Here is a 24,832-nt window from a genome sequence, read left to right as displayed (position 1 = left end):
TGTAACAAAATCAATTATTTCATTTCGTTATTGTTGTATTATTATATTACTTTGGATGCAATTATAAATTTTGTTATTGCATCATAATGACCATTTAAATAAATAATAGATAATAACTTCATGAAATAGTTGAATGGTGTTCTTTATTGAACCACTACTTTCAATCTATTCAGACTGCTATCAAACGTTATATTTGCTGCCTCCTTTTAATGGATATAAACAACCTTTTTTATTGTATCCACGATAAGCAAGGCCGCATAAGTATCTTATTTACTTAATATTTAAAAGGAATAAATATGAATACACTCAAGCCTGAATACCAACAAGCATTAGGAGAAAGCTTTACTTCTCTGACCGATATCTGCCATCTCTCTTTTGATGAACTCCGTCAGAAGGTACAGGGCAAGCTTTCATGGTCACAAACCCTCAGCTTATATCTTAATGCAAAACAGGTGCAAAAAGATAATCGACTGCATGAAGCACGTATTCTGAAACGCGCTAATCCTCAGTTACAAAATGCGATACAACTTGCCCTGACCAAACCCCATGCTGATCAACAAGGTTATAACAGTAAATTTGGCAACCGCGCCAGTCAATATGCGGCACCAGGCTCAATTTCTTCCTTGTTCTCTCCTGCCGCTTACCTGACCGAACTTTACCGTCAAGCACGCGATTTACATACGAGCGATTCTATTTATCATCTGGATACACGCCGCCCGGATCTACAGTTACTAACGCTCAGCCAGCAAAATATGGATACTGAAATTTCCACACTTTCGCTGTCTAATAATGTGTTGCTGGAAGGTATTATTAGCCATCAGGAGGGACAAGGTAGCTATGCTGAAATAATGGAAAAATTATCAACCTTCCGTTCTTCTGGATCAATGCCGTATCACGACGCTTATGAAAGCATGCGTAAAATTATTCAGTTACAGACTCCAGTGTTTGAACAATCCAGTGCATCACCAAAAACAACCATTGCCAAACTGATGTATCAAACCTCTCTGTTGGGAATTAATACCTCTGTCTCACCTGAATTATTTAATATCCTGACGGAAGAAATTACCGAAACCAATGCAAAGAATCGCTATAATAATAATTTTGGTAATATTAGTCTTTCCCAGATAGAAAATCCTGAATATCTGAGAAATTATTATAATTTGACTGATGAAGAATTTAGTCATTTAACTAAATTGAATGTTAAATTAACCACAAAAAAAATAAAAAGTACAACACCTTCTATCACAAAATATGATTATCTTCTTCTGTTGAAACGGAATAAATTCATTCGTCTATCCAAGGCTACAAATCTGCCACTACCAGTATTGGTAGAAATTATCTCCAATACCAACCCAGAACTAAACATCAATGCAGAAGTATTAAAGAAAGTCTTTCGTGTAAAATACTATATGCATCGTTACTGTATTGATGCTGAAACTGCACTAATACTGTGCAAAATCCCCATTTCACAAAGTGATGATAATAACAGCCCCAGCCAATTTGATCGTTTGTTTAATACTCCCAAACTGAATGGGCAAGATTTTTCTGCCGAGAATAAGGAGATTGATTTAAATCCAAATACCAACAACTGGAAAAAAAATGCGCTTAAACGTGCTTTTAATGTCGATGATGCCTCACTTTATCGCTTACTAAAGATCGTCAATGATGGTAGTACTACCGGGAAAATAACCTGTAATATAGCGAATCTTTCCCATCTTTATCTAGCCAAATTACTGGCGGATATCCATCAGTTGACTATTGATGAATTAGGTTTATTGCTAATTGCCACAGGTGAAGCGGAAACCAACTTATTCAAAATCACAGATAATGAGCTGGCCTCTTTAATTAATAGACTCTATGACGTTACCAAATGGCTACGTACCCAAAAGCTGAGTGTATATCAGCTGTTCTTAATGACCACCACTGATTATGACAAAACGCTGATCCCGGAAATACACAATTTGCTGGATACCGTATATAACGGCTTACAGGATTTTGACAAGAAAATGGAGAAAACCAAAAAAAACTTGTTAAAAGCCATGTCTCCTTATATCACCGCCGCTCTGCAATTACCGTCTGAACATGCAGCACATGACATCCTCACTTGGGCAGATAAGCTAGAACCCGGCAAAGGAAAAATGACAGCTGAGAAATTATGGAGCTGGTTGCAGGCAAACCCTGTTACAACTCAATCGGAATTCCAGCAACAAGCTGAACCCATTATCCAGTACTGCCAGTGTCTGGCACAACTGGCGCTGATCTACCGTTCCACTGGTCTTAGCGAAAACGCTTTCCATCTGTTTGTAACAAAACCGCAAGTCTTTGGTACTACAACCGAAACGGAACCAGCACATAACGCATTATCATTGATAATGATGAAGCGCTTTGCTGACTGGATTAACTCACTGGGTAAAAAAGCCTCTTCTGTCCTGACCGAACTTGAAAAGGGAACATTAACGGCAAAACAGCTGGCTGACGCCATGGAGCTTGATGAAAATCTGTTGTCGCAAGCCAGTACCCTAGAACAAAGACATAACCCATTACCTTCAACAACTACCAATGAAATAAAACCAATCAATCCTTTCATCAATTGGGTATCTATCGACACCACTCTGCAATGGGTTGATATAGCACGTCAATTACATGTCTCTCCAGAGAATATTTCAGATCTGGCGGAATTACTCACCAATGACCTTTCCGCTGCTTATAACAAGTGGGAAAACATAGCTACAGCATTAACCGCGGGTTTAGATACCCCAAAAGCCAATACCCTGCATGCATTTCTGGATGAATCCCGCAGTACGGCATTAAGCGAGTACTATATCCGCAACATCGCTAATAAAGGCCCCGCGATTAAAAACCGTGATGACCTGTATCAGTATTTATTGATTGATAATCAAGTTTCCGCCGCTATTAAAACCACGCGAATTGCTGAAGCGATTGCTAGCATCCAACTGTATATTAACCGGGCATTGAAAAACATAGAGGAAAATACAGTCCAGAATGTAACCAGCCGTCAATTCTTTACCGATTGGGATAAATATAATAAACGCTACAGTACTTGGGCCAGCGTATCGAAACTCGTTTATTACCCTGAAAATTACATTGATCCGACCATGCGTATCGGACAAACAAAAATGATGGATACACTGCTGCAATCCGTCAGCCAGAGTCAATTAAATACCGATATTGTAGAAGATGCCTTTAATTCTTATTTAACGTCATTCGAACAAATAGCTAACCTGGAGATCGTCAGCGCCTATCACGACAATATTAATAGTGATCAGGGACTAACCTATTTTATCGGACACAGTAAAACAGAAGTTAATCAATATTACTGGCGTAGCATGGATCACAATAAATTCAGCAATGGCAAATTCGCTGCTAACGCCTGGAGTGAGTGGTACAAAATTGACTGTCCGATTCATCCCTATCAGGACACTATCCGCCCGGTAGTTTACCAATCCCGCCTGTATATAACCTGGCTGGAACAGAAGAAGATTGCTAAACAGGAAGAAAATGGTCAAAAAACTACCCAAGAGTATTATTATGAATTAAAACTGGCACATATCCGCTATGACGGAACCTGGAATACACCAATCACCTTTGATGTAAATAGCAAAATATCTGATTTAAAATTGGCCAATACAGCGCCCGGATTCTATTGTGCAGGTTATCAGGGTGAAGATACCTTGTTGATTATGTTTTACGGCAAAGAAGATAAATTGGACAATTATAAAAACGCCTCAATGCAAGGGCTATATATCTTCTCCGATATGTCTTTCAAATATATGTCCACAACACAAATTACGTCTTATCGGAATAATAGCTATAAACACTTCGATACAAACAATATCAGAAGAGTGAATAACCGCTATGCAGAAAAATATGAAATCCCCTCATCAATAAACAGTAATAAAGGTTACGCTTGGGAAGAGCATAACCTCGGTATGGTGTATGGTGGGAATATTTCAGCTATCAGCCTGGAATCTAAATCAGATAATTTAAAAATCAAAATTTCACCTAAATTAAGAATTATTCATAATGGATATGAGGGACAACAACGTAATCAATGCAACTTGATGAAGAAATACGGCAAATTGGGCGACAAATTTATTATCTATACCAGTTTAGGCGTCAATCCAGATCACTCAACAAAGAAACAACTGTTTTACCCCATTTATCAGTATAGTGGAAATGCCAGTAAGCTTGATCAAGGAAAACTATTATTCCATCGGGATACCAATTATTCATCTAAAGTCGAAGCATGGATACCTGATGCGCATCGAACATTGAGCAAAGACAATGCTGCCATTGGTGATGATTATGTTACCGATCCCCAGAATCAGCCCAATGATCTTAATAAATACCTCTTTATGATCGACCACATGGGAATTGCTACTGATGTTTCAGGACCAATAAATATCAACACGGCAATTTCTTCGACAAAAGTTAAAGTAACAGTGAATGCTGGCAGTAAAGTACAAACTTTTACAGCAGATACATATGTTTCCACTCAGCCATCCCCCAGCTTCGAAGAGATGATTTATCAGTTTAATTCCCTCGAAATAGATGGTTCAGGTCTGAATTTTATTAATAATTCAGCCAGTATTGATATCACCTTTACCGCATTTGCTGAGCCATTTGCCGAAGGAGAAAATGATCGTAAGCTGGGAGAGGAACATTTCAGTATTACTGTCACTCGTAAGGTAAATGCCGATAATAATGTCCTGGCCCTTTATCATGATACAAACGGGGCGCAATATATGCAGTGGGGAGTCTACCGTACTCGCCTTAACACGCTGTTTGCCCGCAAATTAATTAGCCGCGCTACCGCTGGGAGCAATACTATCTTAAGTATGGACACTCAGAATATTCAGGAGCCGCAATTAGGTAAGGGGTTCTATGCTACGTTTGTCATCCCCCCTTATAACCCATCGACTCATGGTAATGAACGCTGGTTTAAGCTTTATCTCAAACATGTTGCAGATAATAACTCTCATATCATCTATTCAGGTCAGCTAGGCGATACTAGCGCAAGCATGACTTTATTTATCCCTCTTGATGATGCACCACTAAATCAAGATTTTCACGCCAAGGTTTATATGACCTTTCAGAAATCATTGTCAGATAGTACCTGGGGTGGCCCTCATTTTGTCAGAGATGATAAGGGAGTAGTCACAATAAGTCCTAACTCTATTTTGACCCATTTCGAAAGCGTTAATGTTCTGAGGGATGTAAATAGCGAGCCGATGGATTTCAGCGGCGCTAACAGTCTCTATTTCTGGGAACTATTCTATTATACCCCGATGCTGATTGCTCAACGTTTGCTACATGAACAAAACTTTGATGAAGCTAACCGTTGGCTGAAATATGTCTGGAATCCGTCTGGTTATATTGTTAATGGTCAAATTCAAAATTACCGCTGGAATGTCCGTCCATTACAGGAAGACACCAGCTGGAACGATGACCCACTAGATTCTGTTGATCCTGACGCCGTGGCTCAACATGATCCGATGCATTACAAAGTTGCTACGTTTATGCGGACCCTTGATCTGCTAATAGCACATGGAGATTATGCTTATCGCCAGCTGGAACGGGACACGCTCAACGAAGCAAAAATGTGGTATATGCAGGCACTACACCTATTGGGTGATAAACCTCATCTTTCACTCAATTCAGCGTGGAGCGAACCCGATCTGAAAGATACCGCGAATATTGAGAGACAAAAAGCTCATTCCCGATCAATGGCCGCCTTACGACAAGGCCAATCTACAAACGGCACCCAAATAGATCTTTTCCTGCCGCAGGTCAATGAAGTCATGCTGAGCTACTGGCAGACACTGGAACAACGGTTATACAACCTACGTCATAACCTTTCTATCGACGGTCAGCCATTGCATCTGCCTATTTACGCTACACCCGCAGATCCAAAAGCGCTGCTCAGCGCCACTGTCGCCAGCTCACAGACCGGAGGGGTTCTCCCGCAACCATTTATATCATTATGGCGTTTCCCACGCATGCTGGAAAACGCGCGCAGCATGGTAAGTCAACTCACGCAGTTTGGTTCCACGTTACAAAATATTATCGAACGTCAAGATGCAGAAGCACTAAATACGCTGTTGCAAAATCAAGCAGCAGAACTGATATTGACCAATTTAAGCATACAAGACAAAACCATCGAAGAACTGGATGCTGAAAAAACTGTGCTGGAAAAAAACCGCGCTGGCGCCCAATCACGTTTTGACAGTTACAGTAAACTGTTCGATGAAAATATCAATGCCGGTGAAAAACAGGCAATGACGTTGCGTGCCTCCGTAGCCGGCCTCTCTACGGCTCTTCAGGCATCACATCTGGCAGGCGCAGCACTTGATCTGGCACCCAACATTTTCGGTTTCGCTGATGGCGGCAGCCATTGGGGGGCAATTGCTCAAGCTACAGGTAATGTCATGGAGTTCTCAGCCAGTGTCATGAACACAGAAGCGGATAAAATCAGCCAATCTGAAGCCTATCGTCGTCGCCGTCAAGAATGGGAAATCCAGCGTAATAATGCAGAAACCGAGCTGAAACAAATTGATGCTCAGCTCAATTCACTGACTATACGCCGTGAAGCTACTGTGTTGCAGAAAACCAGCCTGAAAACCCAACAGAAACAAACTCAGGCACAATTGGTCTTCCTGCAACGTAAGTTCAGCAATCAGGCGCTGTACAACTGGCTACGTGGTCGCCTAGCCGCCATTTATTTCCAATTCTACGATCTGGCGGTAACCCGTTGTTTGATGGCAGAAATGGCCTATTGCTGGGAAACTAATAATGCTTCTGCACGCTTCATTAAACCTGGAGCCTGGCAAGGAACCCATGCCGGCCTGCTCGCGGGTGAAGCCTTGATGCTGAATCTGGCACAAATGGAAGATGCGCACCTAAAACAGGAACAACGTGTACTGGAGATAGAACGCACCGTCTCACTGGCAGAACTCTATAAAAATAAAGGTCAATTTTCCCTGTCGGAGAAAATTGCAGAACTAGTCAGACGTGGATCAGGCAATGCCGGTAACGGGAATAATACCCTGAAGTTTGGTACAGGGAACGCCCAAACTTCTTTGCAAGCATCCATTTCGTTAGCTGACTTGCAAATCCGTGATGATTATCCAACAGATAGCGGAGTAGGCAACGTTCGCCGTATCAAACAGCTCAGTGTCACTCTGCCAGCGCTGTTAGGGCCATATCAGAATGTACAAGCGATTCTATCTTATAGTGGAGAGGCCGTTGGATTAGCTGAAAGTTGCAAATCACTGGCGGTTTCCCATGGGATGAATGACAGCGGTCAGTTCCAGCTGGATTTTAATGATGGCAAGTTCCTGCCGTTTGAAGGGATCTCAATCGATAATGGTACGTTGACATTGAGCTTCCCAAATGCAACGGGAAAACAAAAAGCCATGCTGGAGAGTCTGAGCGACATCATTCTGCATATTCGCTACACCATTCGCCAATAACCATCTCAACTAAGTATTAAAACAGGCCCCCAAACGGGGCCTGCAAGGAGTCTTTATATGCAAAATTCACAAGATTTCAATATTACTGAGCTATCGTTGCCCAAAGGGGGGGGCGCTATCACAGGTATGGGTGAAGCATTAACCCCCACCGGACCGGATGGTATGACCGCACTTTCTCTGCCATTGCCCATTTCTGCCGGGCGCGGTTATGCCCCCTCATTAACCCTGAACTATAACAGCGGGGCCGGTAATAGCCCATTTGGACTAGGTTGGGATTGCAACGTTATGGCAGTTCGCCGCCGCACTCATTTTGGTGTTCCCCATTATAATGAAACCGATACCTTCCTCGGACCGGAAGGCGAAGTTCTGGTTATGGTGGATCACCCCCGTGATGAATCCGCATTACAAGACATCAATTTGGGTAGCACTTTCACCGTTACCGGCTACCGTTCCCGCTTGGAAAGTCACTTCAGCCGGTTAGAGTACTGGCAGCCGAAAACAACACACACAACAGATTTTTGGCTGATATACAGCCCAGATGGACAGGTACATTTGCTAGGCAAAAATCCTCAAGCACGTATTAGTAACCCATCAGAAACTACGCAAACAGCCCAGTGGCTACTAGAAGCATCAGTGTCACCGCATGGTGAGCAAATTTATTATCAGTACCGCACCGAAAATGAAGCAGGTTGTGAAACTGATGAGATTACAACACATCCACAAGCTACGGCTCAACGTTATCTCCACACCGTACATTACGGTAACCTGACAGCCAGTGAAACACTACCAGGTCTGGACGGTCATATCCCGTCACAAGCAAGCTGGCTGTTCTGTCTAGTATTTGATTACGGCGAACGCAATAATGACCTACAAACATCACCAGCATTTACAACAACGAATAACTGGCTTTGCCGACAAGACTGTTTTTCCCGTTATGAATATGGTTTCGAATTGCGTACTCGTCGCTTATGCCGCCAGATACTGATGTATCACCGTCTGCAAACACTGACCGGTCAGACAAAAGAGCTCAATGAGCTAACACTGGTTTCACGCTTGATACTGGATTATGACGAAAGCGCAATAGCCAGCACACTGGTATCTGTTCGCAAGGTGGGACATGAACAAGATGGCACCGCCGTCACCCTTCCGCCACTAGAATTTGCGTATCAGGACTTTTCGCCACAGCATAATGCTCGCTGGCAGCCGATGGATGTATTGGAAAATTTCAATGCAATTCAGCGCTGGCAATTGATTGATCTGAAAGGCGAAGGGTTGCCAGGTCTTCTGTATCAAGACAAAGGGGCTTGGTGGTACCGCGCTGCACAGCGCCAAACCGGAAGCGACCAAGATGCTGTCACCTGGGAAAAAATGCAGCCATTATCAGTTATTCCCACTCTGCAAAATAATGCATCGTTGGTAGACATCAACGGCGATGGTCAACTTGACTGGGTAATCACCGGGCCGGGATTACGGGGATACCACAGCCAACGTCCGGATGGCAGTTGGACACGTTTTACTCCGCTCAACGCTCTGCCGGTAGAATATTTTCATCCCCGCGCCCAACTTGCGGATTTAATGGGAGCCGGACTCTCTGATTTAGTACTGATCGGGCCGAAAAGCGTGCGTTTATACGCCAATACCCGTGACGGCTTTACCAAAGGGCAGGATGTCGTGCAATCCGGTAATGTAACCTTGCCAGTACCGGGCGCTGATGCCCGTAAATTAGTGGCTTTTAGTGATGTACTGGGTTCCGGTCAAGCACATCTGGTTGAAGTCAGCGCGACTAAAGTTACCTGTTGGCCAAATCTGGGACACGGGCGTTTCGGCCAGCCAATTACCCTACTAGGATTTAGCCAGCCAGAAACTGAATTTAACCCTGCTCAGGTTTATCTGGCTGACCTAGATGGCAGCGGTCCAACTGACCTGATTTATGTTCACACAAATCGTCTGGATATTTTCCTCAATAAAAGTGGCAACAGTTTTGCCGCCCCTGTGACATTGACCTTCCCAGATGGTCTACGTTTTGATAATACCTGTCAGTTACAAGTAGCCGATATTCAAGGCCAAGGAGTCGCCAGCCTGATACTGAGCGTACCGCATATGGCTCCTCATCACTGGCGTTGCGATCTGACACTGCATAAACCCTGGCTACTCAGTGAAATGAACAACAATATGGGCGCCAATCACACTCTGCGTTACCGCAGCTCCGCTCAATTTTGGCTGGATGAAAAAGCCAAGGCGCGGGCTTCTGGACAAACACCGGTTTGCTATCTGCCCTTCCCAGTACATACTCTCTGGCAAACGGAGACAGAAGACGAAATCAGCGGCAACAAATTAGTGACAACCATACGTTATGTCCACGGTGCCTGGGACGGACATGAACGGGAATTTCGTGGATTTGGCTATGTTGAACAAACGGATAGCCATCAACTGGCTCAAGGCAATGCACCTGAACGTACACCACCAGCGCTGACCAAAAACTGGTATGCCACTGGTTTACCTGAAATAGATAACGCATTATCAGCCGAATATTGGCGGGACGATACTCAAGCGTTTAATGGTTTTACACCACGCTTTACCGCCTGGACAAATAACAAAGATGTTCTCCTGACACCAGAAGATGACAACACTCGATACTGGTTATACCGGGCGCTGAAAGGTCAACCGCTACGCAGTGAACTGTATGGCTTGGATGGCAGTGCACTAGAACCAATTCCCTATACTGTCACCGAATTCCGTCCACAGGTACGCCGATTACAGAATACAGATAGTCAATATCCTGTACTTTGGTCATCCGTGGCAGAAAGCCGCAGTTATCACTATGAACGTATTGCCAGCGATCCGCAGTGCAGCCAAGATATCACGCTGTCCAGTGATCTATTCGGTCAGCCTCTGAAACGGATTTCAGTCCAATATCCTCGTCGCAATCAGCCCGCAACTAGCCCGTATCTCGATATATTGCCCGATACCCTGTTTGCCAGCAGTTATGATGACCAGCAACATAAATTACGGTTAACCTATCAACAATTCAGTTGGCACCATCTAACCAGCAACGCCGTCAGGATGCTGGGATTATCGGATGGTACTCGCAGTGATATCTTTACTTATGACGCTGAACATCTCCCTGTCGGTGGTTTAAATCTGGAAATTCTGTGTGCTGAAAACAGCCTGATCGCGCATGACAAACCGCGTGAATACCTTGGTCAACAAAAAACATTTTATACCGATGGGCAAAATGTAACACCACTGCCAATACCAACACGGCAAGCGCTGATTGCTTTCACAGAGACGACTGTATTCAATCAATCCACATTGTCAGCGTTTGATGGAAGTATCAGCTCCGACAAATTGTCAACAACTCTGGAACAAGCTGGGTATCAACAGGCAGATTACCTGTTCCCTCGTACCGGAGAAGGCAAAGTCTGGACAGCCCGTCATGGTTATACCGATTACGGCACGGCAACACAGTTCTGTCGTCCGCTAAAACAGAGCAATACACAGCTCACGGGGAAAATTACACTAACCTGGGATGCAACTTATTGTGTTGTGATACAAACACGCAATGCTGCTGGTTTGGCAACATCAGCAAAATATGACTGGCGTTTTCTGACTCCCGTACAACTCACCGATATAAATGACAACGTACACCTTATCACGCTGGATGCACTGGGCCGTCCGATAACACAGCGCTTTTGGGGAACAGAAAATGGTGTGATGACTGGTTATACCTCACCGGAAAAAACCGAGTTCCTTCCACCAACCAATGTAAACGCAGCTATTGATCTGACCGGGATGCTCCCCGTGGCGCAGTGTCAAGTCTATGCACCGGAAAGCTGGATGCCAGTGTTAAGTCAAAGAACCCTAAATACGCTGTCAGCACAAGAACAACAAATGTTGCAAAATTCCCGAATCATCACTGAAGAGGGACGTATTTGCATACTCGCTCATCGTCGCTGGTTACAAAGCCGAAGTGTACCCACTCAACCAGTCAACCTGTTAAGTAGTACCCGTTTACCGCCTCACAGTCTCACGCTAACTACAGATCGTTATGGCTACGATACGGCTCAACAAATTCGCCAACAAGTCACATTCAGTGATGGCTTTGGCCGCTTGCTGCAAGCAGCGGTCCGACATGAGGCAGGAAAAGCCTGGCAACGCAACAAAGAGGGTTCACTGGTCACGAAAATTGAGGATACCGATAATCGCTGGGCGGTAACCGGACGTACTGAATATGACAACAAAGGACAACCCATACGGACCTATCAGCCTTATTTTCTCAATGATTGGCGTTATGTTAGCGATAGCAGCACCCGAAAAGAAGCTTATGCCGATACCCATATATATGACCCCGTTGGTCGAGAAGTGAAGGTTATCACCGCAAAAGGCTGGTTTCGCCGAACCTTGTTCACTCCCTGGTTTACCGTCAATGAGGATGAAAATGACACAGCAGCTGAGGTGAAAATGTAACTTGATAAATCCCGTCCGGCTAACGGGCGGGAAACAAATATAGAGGTGAAAGGTGTCGTTCATAATACCGTCAGATACTCAACTTATTATCTGGTTGATCGTTGGTTTTGTTGCGGCCTGGGGTGGATTAGTCAGATACCTTATTGATATGCAAAATAAACAATATAAATGGAGTTGGATTAACGTACTTTGTCAACTCATCATCTCCTGCTTTACTGGTGTACTGGGAGGATTGATGAGTTTTGAAAGTGGCGGCAGCATCTATATGACTTTTGCAATTGCCGGACTGTTCGGCACAACAGGAAGTACCGGGCTGAATTGGCTCTGGCGCCGACTCTCTATTCACCACGGAGGAAAGTAATAGCAGGTTTTCATTATGACAAGAATCTGACCGCTATTATAACGAACACCTCAACACCGACTATGCTGAGGAAACTACGATTACAGAAATGATTAAATGCAGCAACACAATAAAAAGAGGTAAGTCATGAAAGTCATAGACCCCAAACTTTATCAACACACACCTACCGTCAAGGTCCACGATAACCGTGGCCTGACTGTCAGTGTCATTGGCTTTCATCGTATCACCCATCATCAGTATGATGTCCGCGGGTACTTGAACCAGAGCATTGATACACACCCACACAGCACCAGACAAAATGATAGTACGATAAAACCCAACTTTCTCTGGCAGTATGATTTGACTGGCAATCCCTTAAGTACCGAAAGCATTGATGCAGGTCGCACGGTCATACTGAATGATATTGAAGGCCGCCCAGTACTAACCGTGACAACAACCGGCACCATACAAACCCGGCAATATGAATCTTCTTCCCTGCCCGGACGTTTGCTGTCCGTAACAGAACAAGAACCAGAGGAAAAAAAGCCTCATATTATCGAACTCCTTATCTGGGCCAGTGGTACTGAACCAGAGAAAAACCACAACCTTGCTGGCCAGTGTGTACGCCACTACGATGCCGCAGGAGTAACTCGACCTGAGAGTTTGTCGCTGATTGGTACCGTTTTATCACAATCCCAACAATTACTGATCGACGATCAACAGGCAAACTGGACTGGTGACAACGAAACTATTTGGCAGAACATATTGACCAGCGAGGTCTATACTACCCAAAGCACCTGGGATGCCACTGGCGCTTTACTGACTCAGGCCGATGCGGAAGGAAATATCCAGCGTTTGGCCTATGATGTGGCCGGTCAATTAAAAGGTAGCTGGTTGACGCGGCAAGACCACAATGAACAGATTATCGTCAAATTCCTGACTTATTCCGCTGCCGGACAAAAATTACACGAAGAATATGGTAACGGCGTGATCATTGAACACAGTTATGAACCGGAAACCCAGCGTCTTATCTGTATCAAAACTCATCGCCCATCAGACATTTAAGATATTGCAGAATTTACGCCTTGACTGTTCACCTTCCTAAAGGAAGAAGAACAGTCAATTCTAGCAATCTCTAATCCAGCTCGCTATTCACAATGACAGGTGATTAAGCACCAAGCGTTGCACCACCATCGATGACAATATCTTGTAAAGTAATATGGCTTGCGAGATCAGAGGCCATAAACAATACCGCATCAGCAATTTCTGTTGGCGTCGCTATCTTCCCAAGTGGGATACCAAGTTTGAATAATTCAGAAAATCCCTGAATAACTTGCTGCTTAGAAGCTGCTGTTTGCCACATATCACGCTGCATTGGCGTATCTGTCGATCCCGGTGAAACAAGATTACAACGAACGCCATAAGGTGCTAATTCCAATCCAACACTCAGGCAGAGACTACGCAATGCCGCTTTAGAAGCGCAATAAGCCGACATACCAACACGAGGAACATGGGCTGCATTTGACGCAATAGTGACGATAGCCCCCGATTTTTGACGTTGAAACTGGGGAATAGTCGCCTGAAATAGATTGAATGCACCTCCCGCGTTGACAGACAAGCACTGTTGCCAATCTTCAAACGTTATCTCTTCAGTCGCACCAAGGCGTAATATTCCGGCACCATTGACCAGCACATCAAGTTGTGACTGTTGTGCAAGGAGTTGTTCGCAACAACGTGAAACGGCAATAGTATCACTGATATCAAGCAAATAAGGTGTAAAAGGCAAATCCCCATCAGGGAAAGTGATGTCAAACCCAATCACCTTCGCGCCCGCTTGCTGAAAACGGTAAGCCGTCTGATAACCTATACCGCTACCAGCTCCGGTTACCCAGACAATTTTATCGCTAAAATCAAGCGTAATACTCATTTCAGGCTCCCTGACGCTCAGTAAATAGCGTCATCCAACCATTTATTGTTGGATTTTTCATTAATGAAATAAAATCCACTTCATATCCTTGCTGGCGCCAATGGGAAATGAGAGACATAATGCGTACAGAATCCAGCCCATAATCGAGCAAATTTTCATCATCACCAATATCACCACTATCCTCATCTAATAAAGGCAGTAATAGCCCTTTTAGGCGAGTCTTATTCCATTGCACTTGTTTTGCATTTAAGGCAACAAGAAGCTGTTCGGTAGTCTCTACACGTCCACAGCGCCCGGCGATATATTTAAGCGCCATCATATGTTCTTCATAACTAAAATCAGCTACAGCATCTGCCACTATAAAGGGTTGTATATCACGCATAAACGCATCAGTTGCTGTCATTAGACAACCAATATGTGCATAAACACCACAAATAATGAGTTGATCACGTCCAGCTATTTTGAGCTGTTGCTCAAAATCAGTGCGCTGAAATGCACTATATCGCCATTTATCCATAACAGTATCACCAGCCTGGGGGGCGAGTGCATCTGTAATTCTTTGCAGTTCGGGGTGGCAATTCAGCCCGGGTCCCCACATATCATTTAATAGCGCCCTATCCTTATCACTTTGCTGGTTAGGCTGAGCGGAATAAAATACCGGTATTCCATTTTCCCGACAGGTTTCTATCAGTCTGGCAATATTAGCCACAACTTGATTAATTAACGGGCTATTTTCTTCCCAGAAGTTAAGAAAGTAATTTTGCATATCATGAATTAACAATGCAGCCCGATTTTTATCTAATGACCAATTGACCTTGTTTGTCGGAAGCCCTTCTGCTACAGGCAAATCATAACTACTCAGTTTAGGAATACTCATTTCTTTCTCCAACAAATGATGGCTGAACAAATTGCTTAGCAAGTTGACGTAATTGTTGCTTGTCTATTTTTCCAATAGGTGTTGTCGGCAATGAAGGAACAGATTCAAACCGGTCGGGTAATTTATAATCTGCTATTCCCTGTTCACGTAGATAACGCCGCAAGACTACGGCTTTTATCGGTTTTCGTAATACAACAAAAGCGCAGCTTTTCTCACCCATTAACTCATCAGGAACAGCGACAAGCGCGGCATAAATGACATCAGGGTGCCGAAGTAGTAGATTTTCAACTTCCTCTGCTGCAATTTTTTCCCCACCGCGATTGATTTGATCTTTTTCACGTCCCACTACTTGTAAATAACCATCAGGTGTCATGATGACGAGATCGCCAGAACAATAGAATCCATTACTATCAAAGCACTGCTGATTATGTTGTGGGCTGCGGTAATATCCGCGGAAGGTATAAGGCCCCTGAGTCATCAACCGGCCAGCAATGCCAGGAGGAACAAGATTGCCATCGTTATCAACAATCCAAACTGTATCATCCTGACTCATGGGGCGGCCTTGCGTCATAAAAATATGCTGTTCGTCGTCATCCAGCCGGGTATAGTTCACTAATCCTTCTGCCATACCAAAAACTTGTTGTAACTGGCATCCCATTTCTTTTGGAATGCGTCTGGCCAGGCTCTCGCTTAACCTTGCCCCACCGACCTGTAGCAATCGCAAGCTTTTTAGCGCGTCACGGTTACCACCAAGTGCTATCGCTTCAAGCCATACACTGACTGCTGGCGGTATCAGTGCAGCAACATTCACCTGATGTTGTTGGATAAGCGGAAAACAACAATCCGCACTGAGGTTATGCGCTAAAATGACCTGCCCCCCGCTGTAAAATGCCCCTAACGCCCCCGGTGAACTCATAGGAAAGTTATGCGCAGCCGGAAGTGCACATAAATAGCGAGTTTCAGCATTAAACTGACAAATTTCCACACTGGCGCGAATACTGTAGTAATAATCATTATGCGTTCGGGGAATAAGTTTAGGTGTTCCCGTACTTCCCCCTGACAATTGGAAAAATGCAACTTCATCAGCGGGTGTTGGATTAGCGATAAAGTCACCAGCGCCTTGTGCCAACAGAGTCTCAAAATCCAGAATACCGTCATTATCACCACTCAAGACAACGTGACATAAAGACGGCGTGTGGACTCTGAGTTCATCAATAAAATCGTCGTCGCAAAACAAGGAATGGTTGCGATCGGCAATTAATAATGCGGGGGTAATCTGATCAGCATAAGCACAAAGTTCATTACGCTGATGGCTGAATATCGCATTAACCGGAACTACTCCAAGTCGCAATAAGGCAAAGAAAACAATATAAAACTCAGCCTCATTACCCAATTGAACTAAGGCGGTTTGTCCTCGTTTAACGCCTTGTTGTTGTAATGCTGCGGCAAAACTATCTACTAGCAGATTAAGTTCAGCATAACTGAACTGACGATCTCCACAGATAAGCGCAATTTGCCCATTATCTGACTGGCGGGTAAGAATGTCACTAAGAGGGAGATCTATCCAATAACCAAGCTGACGATAGCGTTGCTCCAACTCTTTCGGCCAACGATTAAATTCAATTATCATGCCGTACATGCCTCCTGTGAAAACTCGAATGCACGTAACATAGTTGAAAATTTAACCTCTGTTTCCTGCCACTCTGACTCTGGATTAGAATCAGGCACAATACCAGCTCCCGCAAACAACCTTACCCGCGAAGCATTCACTTCACCACAGCGGATAGTCACCACCCATTCACCATCCCCTTTCGCATCACACCACCCCACAATGCCGCCAAAGAGGTTTCGTTTAAACGGCTCTAATTTCTCAATTAAATTTTTCGCGGTCTGATACGGCGTGCCACAGAGAGCCGGCGTAGGATGCAGCAGACAAGCAGCAGAAAGTGCGTTTTCCTGTGGTGCCTTTAGCTCTCCCTCAATATCGGTGGCAAGATGCCAAAGTACAGGCGTGCTAATGGTGGACGGCATATTAGAAATATGTAGCTTTTGACAACGGCTTTCGAGTACGTTTCTTATCATATCGGTCACCAACCGATGCTCATAATTATCTTTGACGGACTGAATAAGCGCTTGACGTAATTTGTAATCATCTTCCGGATTTTCACTACGCTTTGCTGAACCTGCCAACGGCTGAGAAAAGATAGTGTTGCCCTGTTTACGTACTAATAATTCTGGACTCGCACCAATCAATGCCCCATTTTCCAAAGGAACATGGAAGTTGTAACACCAACCATTTTGCTGATTAAGATGTCGCAATAATTGAATTGAATCTAATGGCTGATGGGTTTCGATATCAAGTAACCGCGAAAGGACAACTTTGTCTAATGCATGATTGCGCATTGCATCAACGGCAGTGTTCACCATTTGGCTAAAATGTGCTTTATCGGGCCACTGATAACGTTTCTTTTCTGTATAGGTGGAATTGGAAATAAGCGAAGGAAACTGCTGTCTTTGGAACCAATTGCATTGTTTAGGGACAAAAAGTGCCGCATTTTGCTGTTTATCGAATGGAATTGCCCCCACCAGAACAGGATTTTCAATCCCATCACTCTCCGCCTGCTGAAATAATTGACGTATTTCTTGCTGAATCAGGCTGTCAGGATTCACTGCATCATCAAGTGGCTTTGATACAATTGCATATTGCCCACGAGCCAACAAACTTTTACTGGATGAAAGAAACAGAAAATCCTTATTATTAAGATCATGAAAACCAGTCAGCAAATCATCTCTATATAGATCTGACACAAGTCTTACCTCTATCGGTTAATCGTGTAGTCACGAAAATGGAATTCTTCCTCGATATAATTTTGCATCACTTACTACAAATAAAATTATGACTTAGATGGTCAATAATTTAATTTTATTAAAATTTATATTTCTAAAACATTTCTCCCTTATTCCATTTAGAGATTTTATTTCGTACCATCTTATTATTCTGCTAGGTCTTAATAGTTGTTGATTGAATCTATCAGAGATATCATAATTAATAAATACATCTAAAAATCATGGTTATCCCTTTGTTAAACGCCGTCCTTGCGGGATAATTAAGGGAGTATGGCTGACGGGATCATCAATAATGACACAATCGAGTCCAAAAACCTCAGAGATTAATGTTGTCGTAATAATCTCACCGGGCGCGCCTTCCATCACAATCCTCCCCCCAGCCATCACAATCAGATGATCTGCATACCGGCAAGCCTGATTCAAATCATGAAGCACTGCGACGAGTGTATATCCCGATCCTTGATTAAGATTACAAAACAAATCAAGCAACTCAATTTGATGAGCAATATCAAGATAGGTTGTCGGTTCATCAAGTAATAACAATGGCGTTTGTTGAGCCAACACCATAGCAACCCAAACCCGTTGGCGCTGACCACCTGAAAGTTCGTCAACAACACATTCAGCAAGCTGTGTTACACCGGTTACATCCATTGCCTGGCGTACCGCTTCATAATCCTCATGACTCCATTGACGCAATAACCGTTGATGGGGAAAACGCCCGCGCGCCACTAAATCAACAACTTTGATCCCTTGAGGAGCCTGCACACTTTGCGGTAATAATCCTAACTGACGGGCCAAAGCGCGCGTTGGTATAGTGTGAATATCATGACCATCAAGGCAAATCCTGCCATATTCTGGGCGCAGAAGACGACATAAACTTCTCAACAGCGTAGATTTACCACAGCCATTAGGGCCGATAATCACGGTAAAACGACTATCAGGAATACGCAGATTCAGTTCATCACAGACGACATGTTCACCGTAACCCAGGCGCAATTCTTCCACACTCAAACGACAAGGTAATAAAACACTTTGGTTATCATGTTTTGGCATTAGCGTTGTCATCAATTCTCTCACAAAAACGGGATTAATCAGTCCGCATCATTCATATAAATGCAGACTGCAAGAGGATTATTCAGTGTTAAATAGAAACCGTATTCAAAGAGTATCTATGTGCGTGGATAATCTTGGCAGGATCGCCCTAAGCGGTATATCGCTATCCTGTGTTTTTGCAAACAGTATCAAAATGCCATTGATAGTCTCTGATATTTTAGCGATTTGAGCCGCACTATAACGATCTGAACGATAATTAAACAAAATACGTACCGTTTCTTCACCTGCAATCATCTCTTCCATAATCTCAAAGTGAAGCCCCAGCAGAGATTCCTGCTTTTCCAAAACAACCTGCTGAAATGCAATATGGCTTCCATCCAACATAGGGAACTCACTGCTCAGACTACTTTTCGCATGTAACTGAATATATACCTCGAACAAATGATCTTTTCCTTGATCTGCGTGGCCTGATAGCGCTTCTTCAATCAGATCAATGGGGATATCGGTATAAGGTAACGAGTCATTGATATTGCTCTTCACCTGAGTGATCAGATCAGTAAATGTCATTTGTTTAGTAAAACGAACCCTATGTATTACCAGAGTAGTAAAATAACCGATAGTATCAAAGAAGCTCGCATCATCACGTCCCGAAGCCGATGTTCCCACAAGAAGATCATCGGTTTCCCCCAACAAATTAAGCGAGGCAACAATACTGGCATAAAGAATATTAAAGAATGAAGCGCCATTTTTTCTGGCAAGTGACTGCAAACCTTGAGCCACCACTTTTTCAATCTCAAACTCAAGACCTTCACAGGAATTCGCCTGCCCAGATAATTCACTGGCCGCATTTTTAAAAATGGGTTCTCCGCTTGGCGCCCCCCGTAAATTATTAACCCAATAATCAAGATGAGACTGATTCATTCCCTCATCATTTTGCCTGATTGCATATTGATAGAATGGTAAGGGTTGCTCTTGCCACGCTGGTATCTCATTTATCAGCCTGTATTTATAAGCATGTTTAAGCTCTTTCATTAACACAACAACAGACCACTCATCAAGTACGACATGATGGAATAACATGGATAAAAACTGTTGCCCTGAAGCGTTATCGGTTACAAATTTAATACGCAAAGGAAGTTCTTCGGATATATCAAACTGATACTTTCCCTCTTTTTTTAATATTTCTTCTGAGGAAAGTGCGCCATATTCGCGAGAACCCCAAAACCACTGATAGTTCGATAAATCCTTCATTGGGACGACACGTTGATAAACTTCACCCTCTTTCTCATAAAATAGGCTACGCAATACAGAATGTCTTTGCAGTACATCAAAAAAGGCTTGCTGGAGTACCTGCTCATTGATATTTGCCGAAAATTTTAAAATAAAAGGTAAATTGAAGATATCGTTGAAATCAAATGCCGCATACGCTTTCCATAGAGATTTTTGCGCAAGAGACAAAGGTGCAACAACCGAAATATCTTCTTCAGATTGTTCTTTACTCAACTGATTTTTGTTTTCATCAATAGGATCATGACATTGCGCATATTCGGCAAGTTTCAACGCTGTCGGATAACTAAAGAGATGGTTAATATGAATCTCTATGTTATGTAGGCTCAATAATCTGCCTATCACGCGGGTGCCAATAAGTGAGTGCCCGCCATGATCAAAAAAGTCATCACTGACTGTCATTTCTGGCGAAGAGAGCGCTTGTCTGAATTCATTTAAGATAATATTAGCTATTTTACGATGGCTATCGCTTTTGTCAGTTGCTTCATGTTCTTTTTGCTGTTTAGCAACAGTCAGTAATATATCACTGATATCTCGATGTTTTTTCTTCGTTGGAAACGAAAAAATAGACGTAAGTTTTGGTGCGATAGCAACATTTTGCTCATGAATAAATGCACAAAAACCTTCTAACAGAAATGCGCCGATATGTGCAGACACTGACGGAGCCGTTATTAACTCAAAAAACCATTGTTCCTCATTTACATTTCCGGCAGCCAACGAGATATCAAAATGGGAGCTCAACGGTGGAATGGGTAATAACTCAACAATTACATCATTCAACCTAAGTGATGACTGGGATTCATTAATCCAAGTCACCAGAATATGTGGGTTATCCTGCCCGTACTCTACTTCATTGCTAGCTTGTGGATTACCACTTTCTATCTGCCTTGCAACATCGGCAATTATTTTGCCAAGGCTTCTATCATCTTGGCATACACACAACGACGTCAATGCTGAATCGAAAAATGGGCTGTTGAGTTCATCATGTGTATATTCTGGGCCACACGACACACTGACATTCACATCCAAATGAGAGCCTATCACTGCAATATAGCAACCAAATAATGCCACTACTGTTGCCAGTGCTGAATATGCTGTTTTCTCCGTAGGTAAAAATGGAGCAAATGCATCAACATTGATTGTAGTACGATATCTGGTCACAAGACGATTATGAAGAGAATCATCAAGATAACTGATTTTACCCGTTTCTTTGATCAACACGCTCTTGGTGGTATCGGATTTATAGAGCCAGGGAATGCCTATTTTTCCAGACTCACATGATAACCATTTAGCCGGGATACTCTTTTTAAATAAATCTTCCTGTCCAAATCCGATGGTCTTCAAACCATTATTATAGGTATCCGAAAGCATGGTAAGCATCTGCGACAATGACACGGTATTTCTCAGAATATGATGCACAATCACACCCAAAATAACCCCATGCTTTCCATTCATAAACAACATAAATTTGACCGGTGGATGCTCATCAAGCCCGATAGGTTTACATTGTTCCTTAAGTAGCCTATTTATCGCCTCTTCATCAGACTGAACCTGATAAATTTCAACAGGAGAATTCGCGGTTGTATCGCAATATTTACGCAAATCGCCTTCATCATCAAAACGATACCTAACATTAATTCCAGCTATATCTTTAGTAAGAAGCTCTAATGCTCTGATAAGCCGACCTATGTTGATATTCCCTGTTAGTGACCAGGCACAAGCAAATTGACCAGAAGCATCAGGCTCTTGTTGATGATGAAGCCACATCATCTCTTCAAATTCAGTTAAATCCTTTTCAGTTTCCTGGACTTCCGAAGATGAGTGACCATCAGCATGGGCATGAAATACTTCATCCAGCAGCAATGCTTCATCATCTGTTAGTAACCGCTTAAACTCTCTTGCCATATTCCCGCCATTCCCGCTTCTCCAGTCAACGCTGGGCTACATATAATCTTTTGCCATTTTTCGGACAGAGTGATCCTACTCATCCCCCTGTCCGGTTACTTATTGAGTTACTGTTCCAATTTGTTGATTAATCGCCTTAGAACTTCAATTCAAACGTCGCACCGATCATTCTCGGACGCTGATAAATTGCTGAATTAACGTTATTATCTGGAACTAATAAACGTTTATCGGAGTCAAACAGATTCTGAGCAAATAATGTAGCGCGCCCCCACTTGAAGTTATAACCAAGCTGAAGGTTAGCTATCCAATATGCTGAGATTTTTCCGCTGGCGGAATTGTCATACTGAGAGTAATAAGTATCTGAGAACATAACATTACCGCTAACATCAATATCCTCTGTCAGTAAATATCTAGCCAAGAGGTTTGCGGTATATCCTGGCGCCCGAGGTAATTTATTACCCTGAATACCGCTCTCTGAAAAGCTTTTAATCTTCGTTTTCAGCAAGCCGAGACTACCGTTTAGCTCAAGTTTTTCGACCGGCTGCCAGCGGGCACCAACTTCTGCACCATACGTTTCAACCTGACCAGCATTACGTATCATGGTTGCATTTGGCCCCAGATAGTAAGGCAACTGCATATCCTTATAATCGTTATAGAAAAGATTAGAGGTGAGTTCCAGCTTACCATCCATCAGGCTGTTACGCGTATAGAGGCTGTAGTTCCAGACATATTCAGGGTTATAGGTATAATTAGGATCACCAGTATAAGTATTGTCAAGGATAATCCCAGCACCACCTGCGTTATAGCCTCTACCAACGGCTATCCCGACAGTTTGATCTTTCTGCGGTTTCCAAGCGATATCGATCTTAGGCAGAAAAGCGTTATAGGTTTTATCAAAATCAATTTCTACACGTTCGCGTCCCCCTCCTTTACGCGTTCTATGTTCACGTTCAAAGCGGCTTGATAAAGTTACATCAACCTTGGGAACAACCGTGTAGGTCAGGACAGTATAGGCAGAGGCTGTTTCTGTTTTATCATCAAATTGGCTGCCCCCGAAAAGCTCGATAGACTCATCCTGCTTACCATAGAAATAACGCACACCTGCCAAACCACTCAGCCTATTATCAAGCCCTTGAAAACGGATAAGCGGTTCAAATTCTACCTCTTTGCCATCAGTATCAGCTTTTGGAATTTTAGACGAGGTTAATCTGTGATAAGCAAGATCGGTATAAATCAATTTATTTTCCAGGCTGATGGTATCTGACAAAGCCCATGAAACATCCCAGATCCCACTGGTCGTTTTTCGTTCTACAACTGGCCTGAATAGCTCATGCCTTAAATTAAGAGTATGCCTTGGATTGTATGCTTCGTTCTGAGGAGCACGACTATCAAGATGGTTAACCGTTAATTTCGTGGATAACTCAGGAATGGACATTGGTTCAAACAGCAGCTTCGCGCGGACCGTGGTTGATTCAATTTTGTGCGGATCGCCAACGGGATCATAAGAAACCAGGTTTGCAAAGCTATCGCGATCTTGACGATCAACACTAAGACGGAAAGCCAGTTGATCTTCAATCAAAGGACCCGAAGCCATCGCGGCAACTTGCTGATAGCCCTGATTTGCGAAACCACTTTTGATTGCGCTCTCCCAATAAAAGGTAGGATCGAGTGACTTAATGATCACCGCGCCTGCAATTGCGTTCCTTCCCTGAATATAACTCTGTGGATCACGAAATACCTCGACACTTTCTACATCCCACAAAGATTGCGTACCAAAAGCTAATTCATTATAGGTAAATGAGCGCCCATCAATAGAGACGTTGATTCTAGGACGCGTTCCACTCAGGAAAGCCATCCCACCTTGTGAAGGGCCTGAACCATCAACGCCACGAACGGCGGGAAGAGCGTTACTAATACCATTATCAACAACGTTCGGCGTCATTTGCAGCAGCGTGTTAACATCAGGATTAGGAATAGCTTTCATTTTACGAAGATTATAAACCTCGACACTTGAACCACTATCATAAATAGTGCGGTTAACTTTCTCTCCGGTTACCACTAACACATCTTCTTCTGATGATAATGCCTTGGTATTTCCTTTTTGGTCGTTTTGTGTGTTCTTTTTCTCTGCCGCAATAGCGTCAGTGCCGGTCAGCGCAATGGCACCGAAAAATAAAACACTAAAAGTACCTACAAAACGCGATTTTTTAGTATGTTCTCTTTCTGATGCATCATGTTGCAGAATTGAGTGCAACTTATTCATTCATTTTTCTCCTTTAGCCAGCTTACACGAAATAGTTTTAACCGATTAATGAATTAAATCGTGACATTGCTGACTGGCAGACCCCAGTCTGTAAAAAACATGGTGCGATTTAACCCATGTTAATTTCGTTTGGAATAGTTTTTCTATATTATTATTAACTTTCGGTGTTAATTTATTATAACATTTCTTAAATGGTAATAATTATCATAACAAGGTGTATTATTGTATGTAAATAAAAATCATTATCACTAAATGTGATCAATACAACAGAAAAATAAATTTCATATATAAAACAATTTTTTATTTCAAAGAAATAAAAAAAGCGAAAGATAACTCGGTAAAATATGTAGTTTTAGGAATGTATTTAGCCAGA

At 43.1% G+C, this 24,832-nt stretch carries 11 protein-coding genes; 4 read left to right on the top strand and 7 right to left on the bottom strand.

Translation table 11 applies throughout. The features are described 5' to 3' along the window. The first annotated feature begins 296 nt into the window (after window positions 1-296). From C5469_RS00395 to C5469_RS00380, 4 genes are all read left to right on the top strand, one after another. On the top strand, window positions 297-7,493 hold the full coding sequence (locus C5469_RS00395; protein WP_166300830.1) for a Tc toxin subunit A-related protein: 7,197 nt from the start codon (window positions 297-299) through the stop codon (window positions 7,491-7,493). A 57-nt stretch (window positions 7,494-7,550) separates the two neighbouring features. Next, complete coding sequence (locus C5469_RS00390) at window positions 7,551-11,960, top strand: SpvB/TcaC N-terminal domain-containing protein (protein ID WP_166300827.1); 4,410 nt, start codon at window positions 7,551-7,553, stop codon at window positions 11,958-11,960. A 52-nt stretch (window positions 11,961-12,012) separates the two neighbouring features. Further along, entirely contained in the window at window positions 12,013-12,321 is a 309-nt protein-coding gene (locus tag C5469_RS00385; RefSeq protein ID WP_054477716.1) for a phage holin family protein, read from the top strand. Window positions 12,322-12,447: 126 nt separating this feature from the next. After that, entirely contained in the window at window positions 12,448-13,365 is a 918-nt protein-coding gene (locus tag C5469_RS00380; RefSeq protein ID WP_166300824.1) for an RHS repeat protein, read from the top strand. Window positions 13,366-13,468: 103 nt separating this feature from the next. Here the strand turns inward: C5469_RS00380 and dhbA are convergent, their stop codons facing one another. The 7 genes from dhbA to C5469_RS00345 all read right to left on the bottom strand — a co-directional run bounded on the left by dhbA (window position 13,469) and on the right by C5469_RS00345 (window position 24,459). Continuing rightward, window positions 13,469-14,227, bottom strand: a complete 759-nt coding sequence (dhbA, locus tag C5469_RS00375; protein ID WP_166300821.1) for a 2,3-dihydro-2,3-dihydroxybenzoate dehydrogenase — start codon at window positions 14,225-14,227, stop codon at window positions 13,469-13,471. Between the two features lies 1 nt (window position 14,228). Then, window positions 14,229-15,104: an isochorismatase gene (locus C5469_RS00370; RefSeq protein WP_166300818.1), complete on the bottom strand. Its 876-nt coding sequence runs from the start codon at window positions 15,102-15,104 to the stop codon at window positions 14,229-14,231. Then, window positions 15,091-16,734: a (2,3-dihydroxybenzoyl)adenylate synthase gene (locus C5469_RS00365; RefSeq protein WP_166300816.1), complete on the bottom strand. Its 1,644-nt coding sequence runs from the start codon at window positions 16,732-16,734 to the stop codon at window positions 15,091-15,093. The genes C5469_RS00370 and C5469_RS00365 overlap by 14 nt, the downstream gene beginning before the upstream one ends. Beyond that, window positions 16,731-17,912 (bottom strand): isochorismate synthase, encoded by a 1,182-nt coding sequence (locus C5469_RS00360; RefSeq protein ID WP_166300813.1) that lies wholly within the window; start codon window positions 17,910-17,912, stop codon window positions 16,731-16,733. Before C5469_RS00360 ends, C5469_RS00365 begins: the two co-directional genes overlap by 4 nt. Before the next feature lie 264 nt (window positions 17,913-18,176). Continuing rightward, window positions 18,177-19,016 carry an ABC transporter ATP-binding protein gene (locus C5469_RS00355; protein ID WP_422615842.1) on the bottom strand — a complete coding sequence of 280 codons (840 nt, stop codon included), beginning with the start codon at window positions 19,014-19,016 and terminating at the stop codon, window positions 18,177-18,179. Between the two features lie 93 nt (window positions 19,017-19,109). Next, window positions 19,110-22,196, bottom strand: a complete 3,087-nt coding sequence (locus C5469_RS00350) for a condensation domain-containing protein (protein ID WP_166300810.1) — start codon at window positions 22,194-22,196, stop codon at window positions 19,110-19,112. 136 nt (window positions 22,197-22,332) lie between these two features. Further along, a complete protein-coding gene (locus C5469_RS00345) occupies window positions 22,333-24,459 on the bottom strand; it encodes a TonB-dependent receptor (RefSeq protein ID WP_166300807.1) in 2,127 nt (708 codons plus the stop codon). Between the last annotated feature and the right edge of the window lie 373 nt (window positions 24,460-24,832).

Source organism: Photorhabdus cinerea, assembly GCF_011189575.1.
Taxonomy (GTDB): domain Bacteria; phylum Pseudomonadota; class Gammaproteobacteria; order Enterobacterales; family Enterobacteriaceae; genus Photorhabdus; species Photorhabdus cinerea.
This window is presented reverse-complemented; position numbering and strand designations above follow the sequence as displayed.

Coding starts and splice junctions, on each gene's coding strand:
- C5469_RS00395 (WP_166300830.1), top strand. CDS start 297: ATGAATACACTCAAGCCTGAATACCAACAAGCATTAGGAGAAAGCTTT.
- C5469_RS00390 (WP_166300827.1), top strand. CDS start 7,551: ATGCAAAATTCACAAGATTTCAATATTACTGAGCTATCGTTGCCCAAA.
- C5469_RS00380 (WP_166300824.1), top strand. CDS start 12,448: ATGAAAGTCATAGACCCCAAACTTTATCAACACACACCTACCGTCAAG.
- dhbA (WP_166300821.1), bottom strand. CDS start 14,227: ATGAGTATTACGCTTGATTTTAGCGATAAAATTGTCTGGGTAACCGGA.
- C5469_RS00370 (WP_166300818.1), bottom strand. CDS start 15,104: ATGAGTATTCCTAAACTGAGTAGTTATGATTTGCCTGTAGCAGAAGGG.
- C5469_RS00365 (WP_166300816.1), bottom strand. CDS start 16,734: ATGATAATTGAATTTAATCGTTGGCCGAAAGAGTTGGAGCAACGCTAT.
- C5469_RS00355 (WP_422615842.1), bottom strand. CDS start 19,016: ATGACAACGCTAATGCCAAAACATGATAACCAAAGTGTTTTATTACCT.
- C5469_RS00350 (WP_166300810.1), bottom strand. CDS start 22,196: ATGGCAAGAGAGTTTAAGCGGTTACTAACAGATGATGAAGCATTGCTG.
- C5469_RS00345 (WP_166300807.1), bottom strand. CDS start 24,459: ATGAATAAGTTGCACTCAATTCTGCAACATGATGCATCAGAAAGAGAA.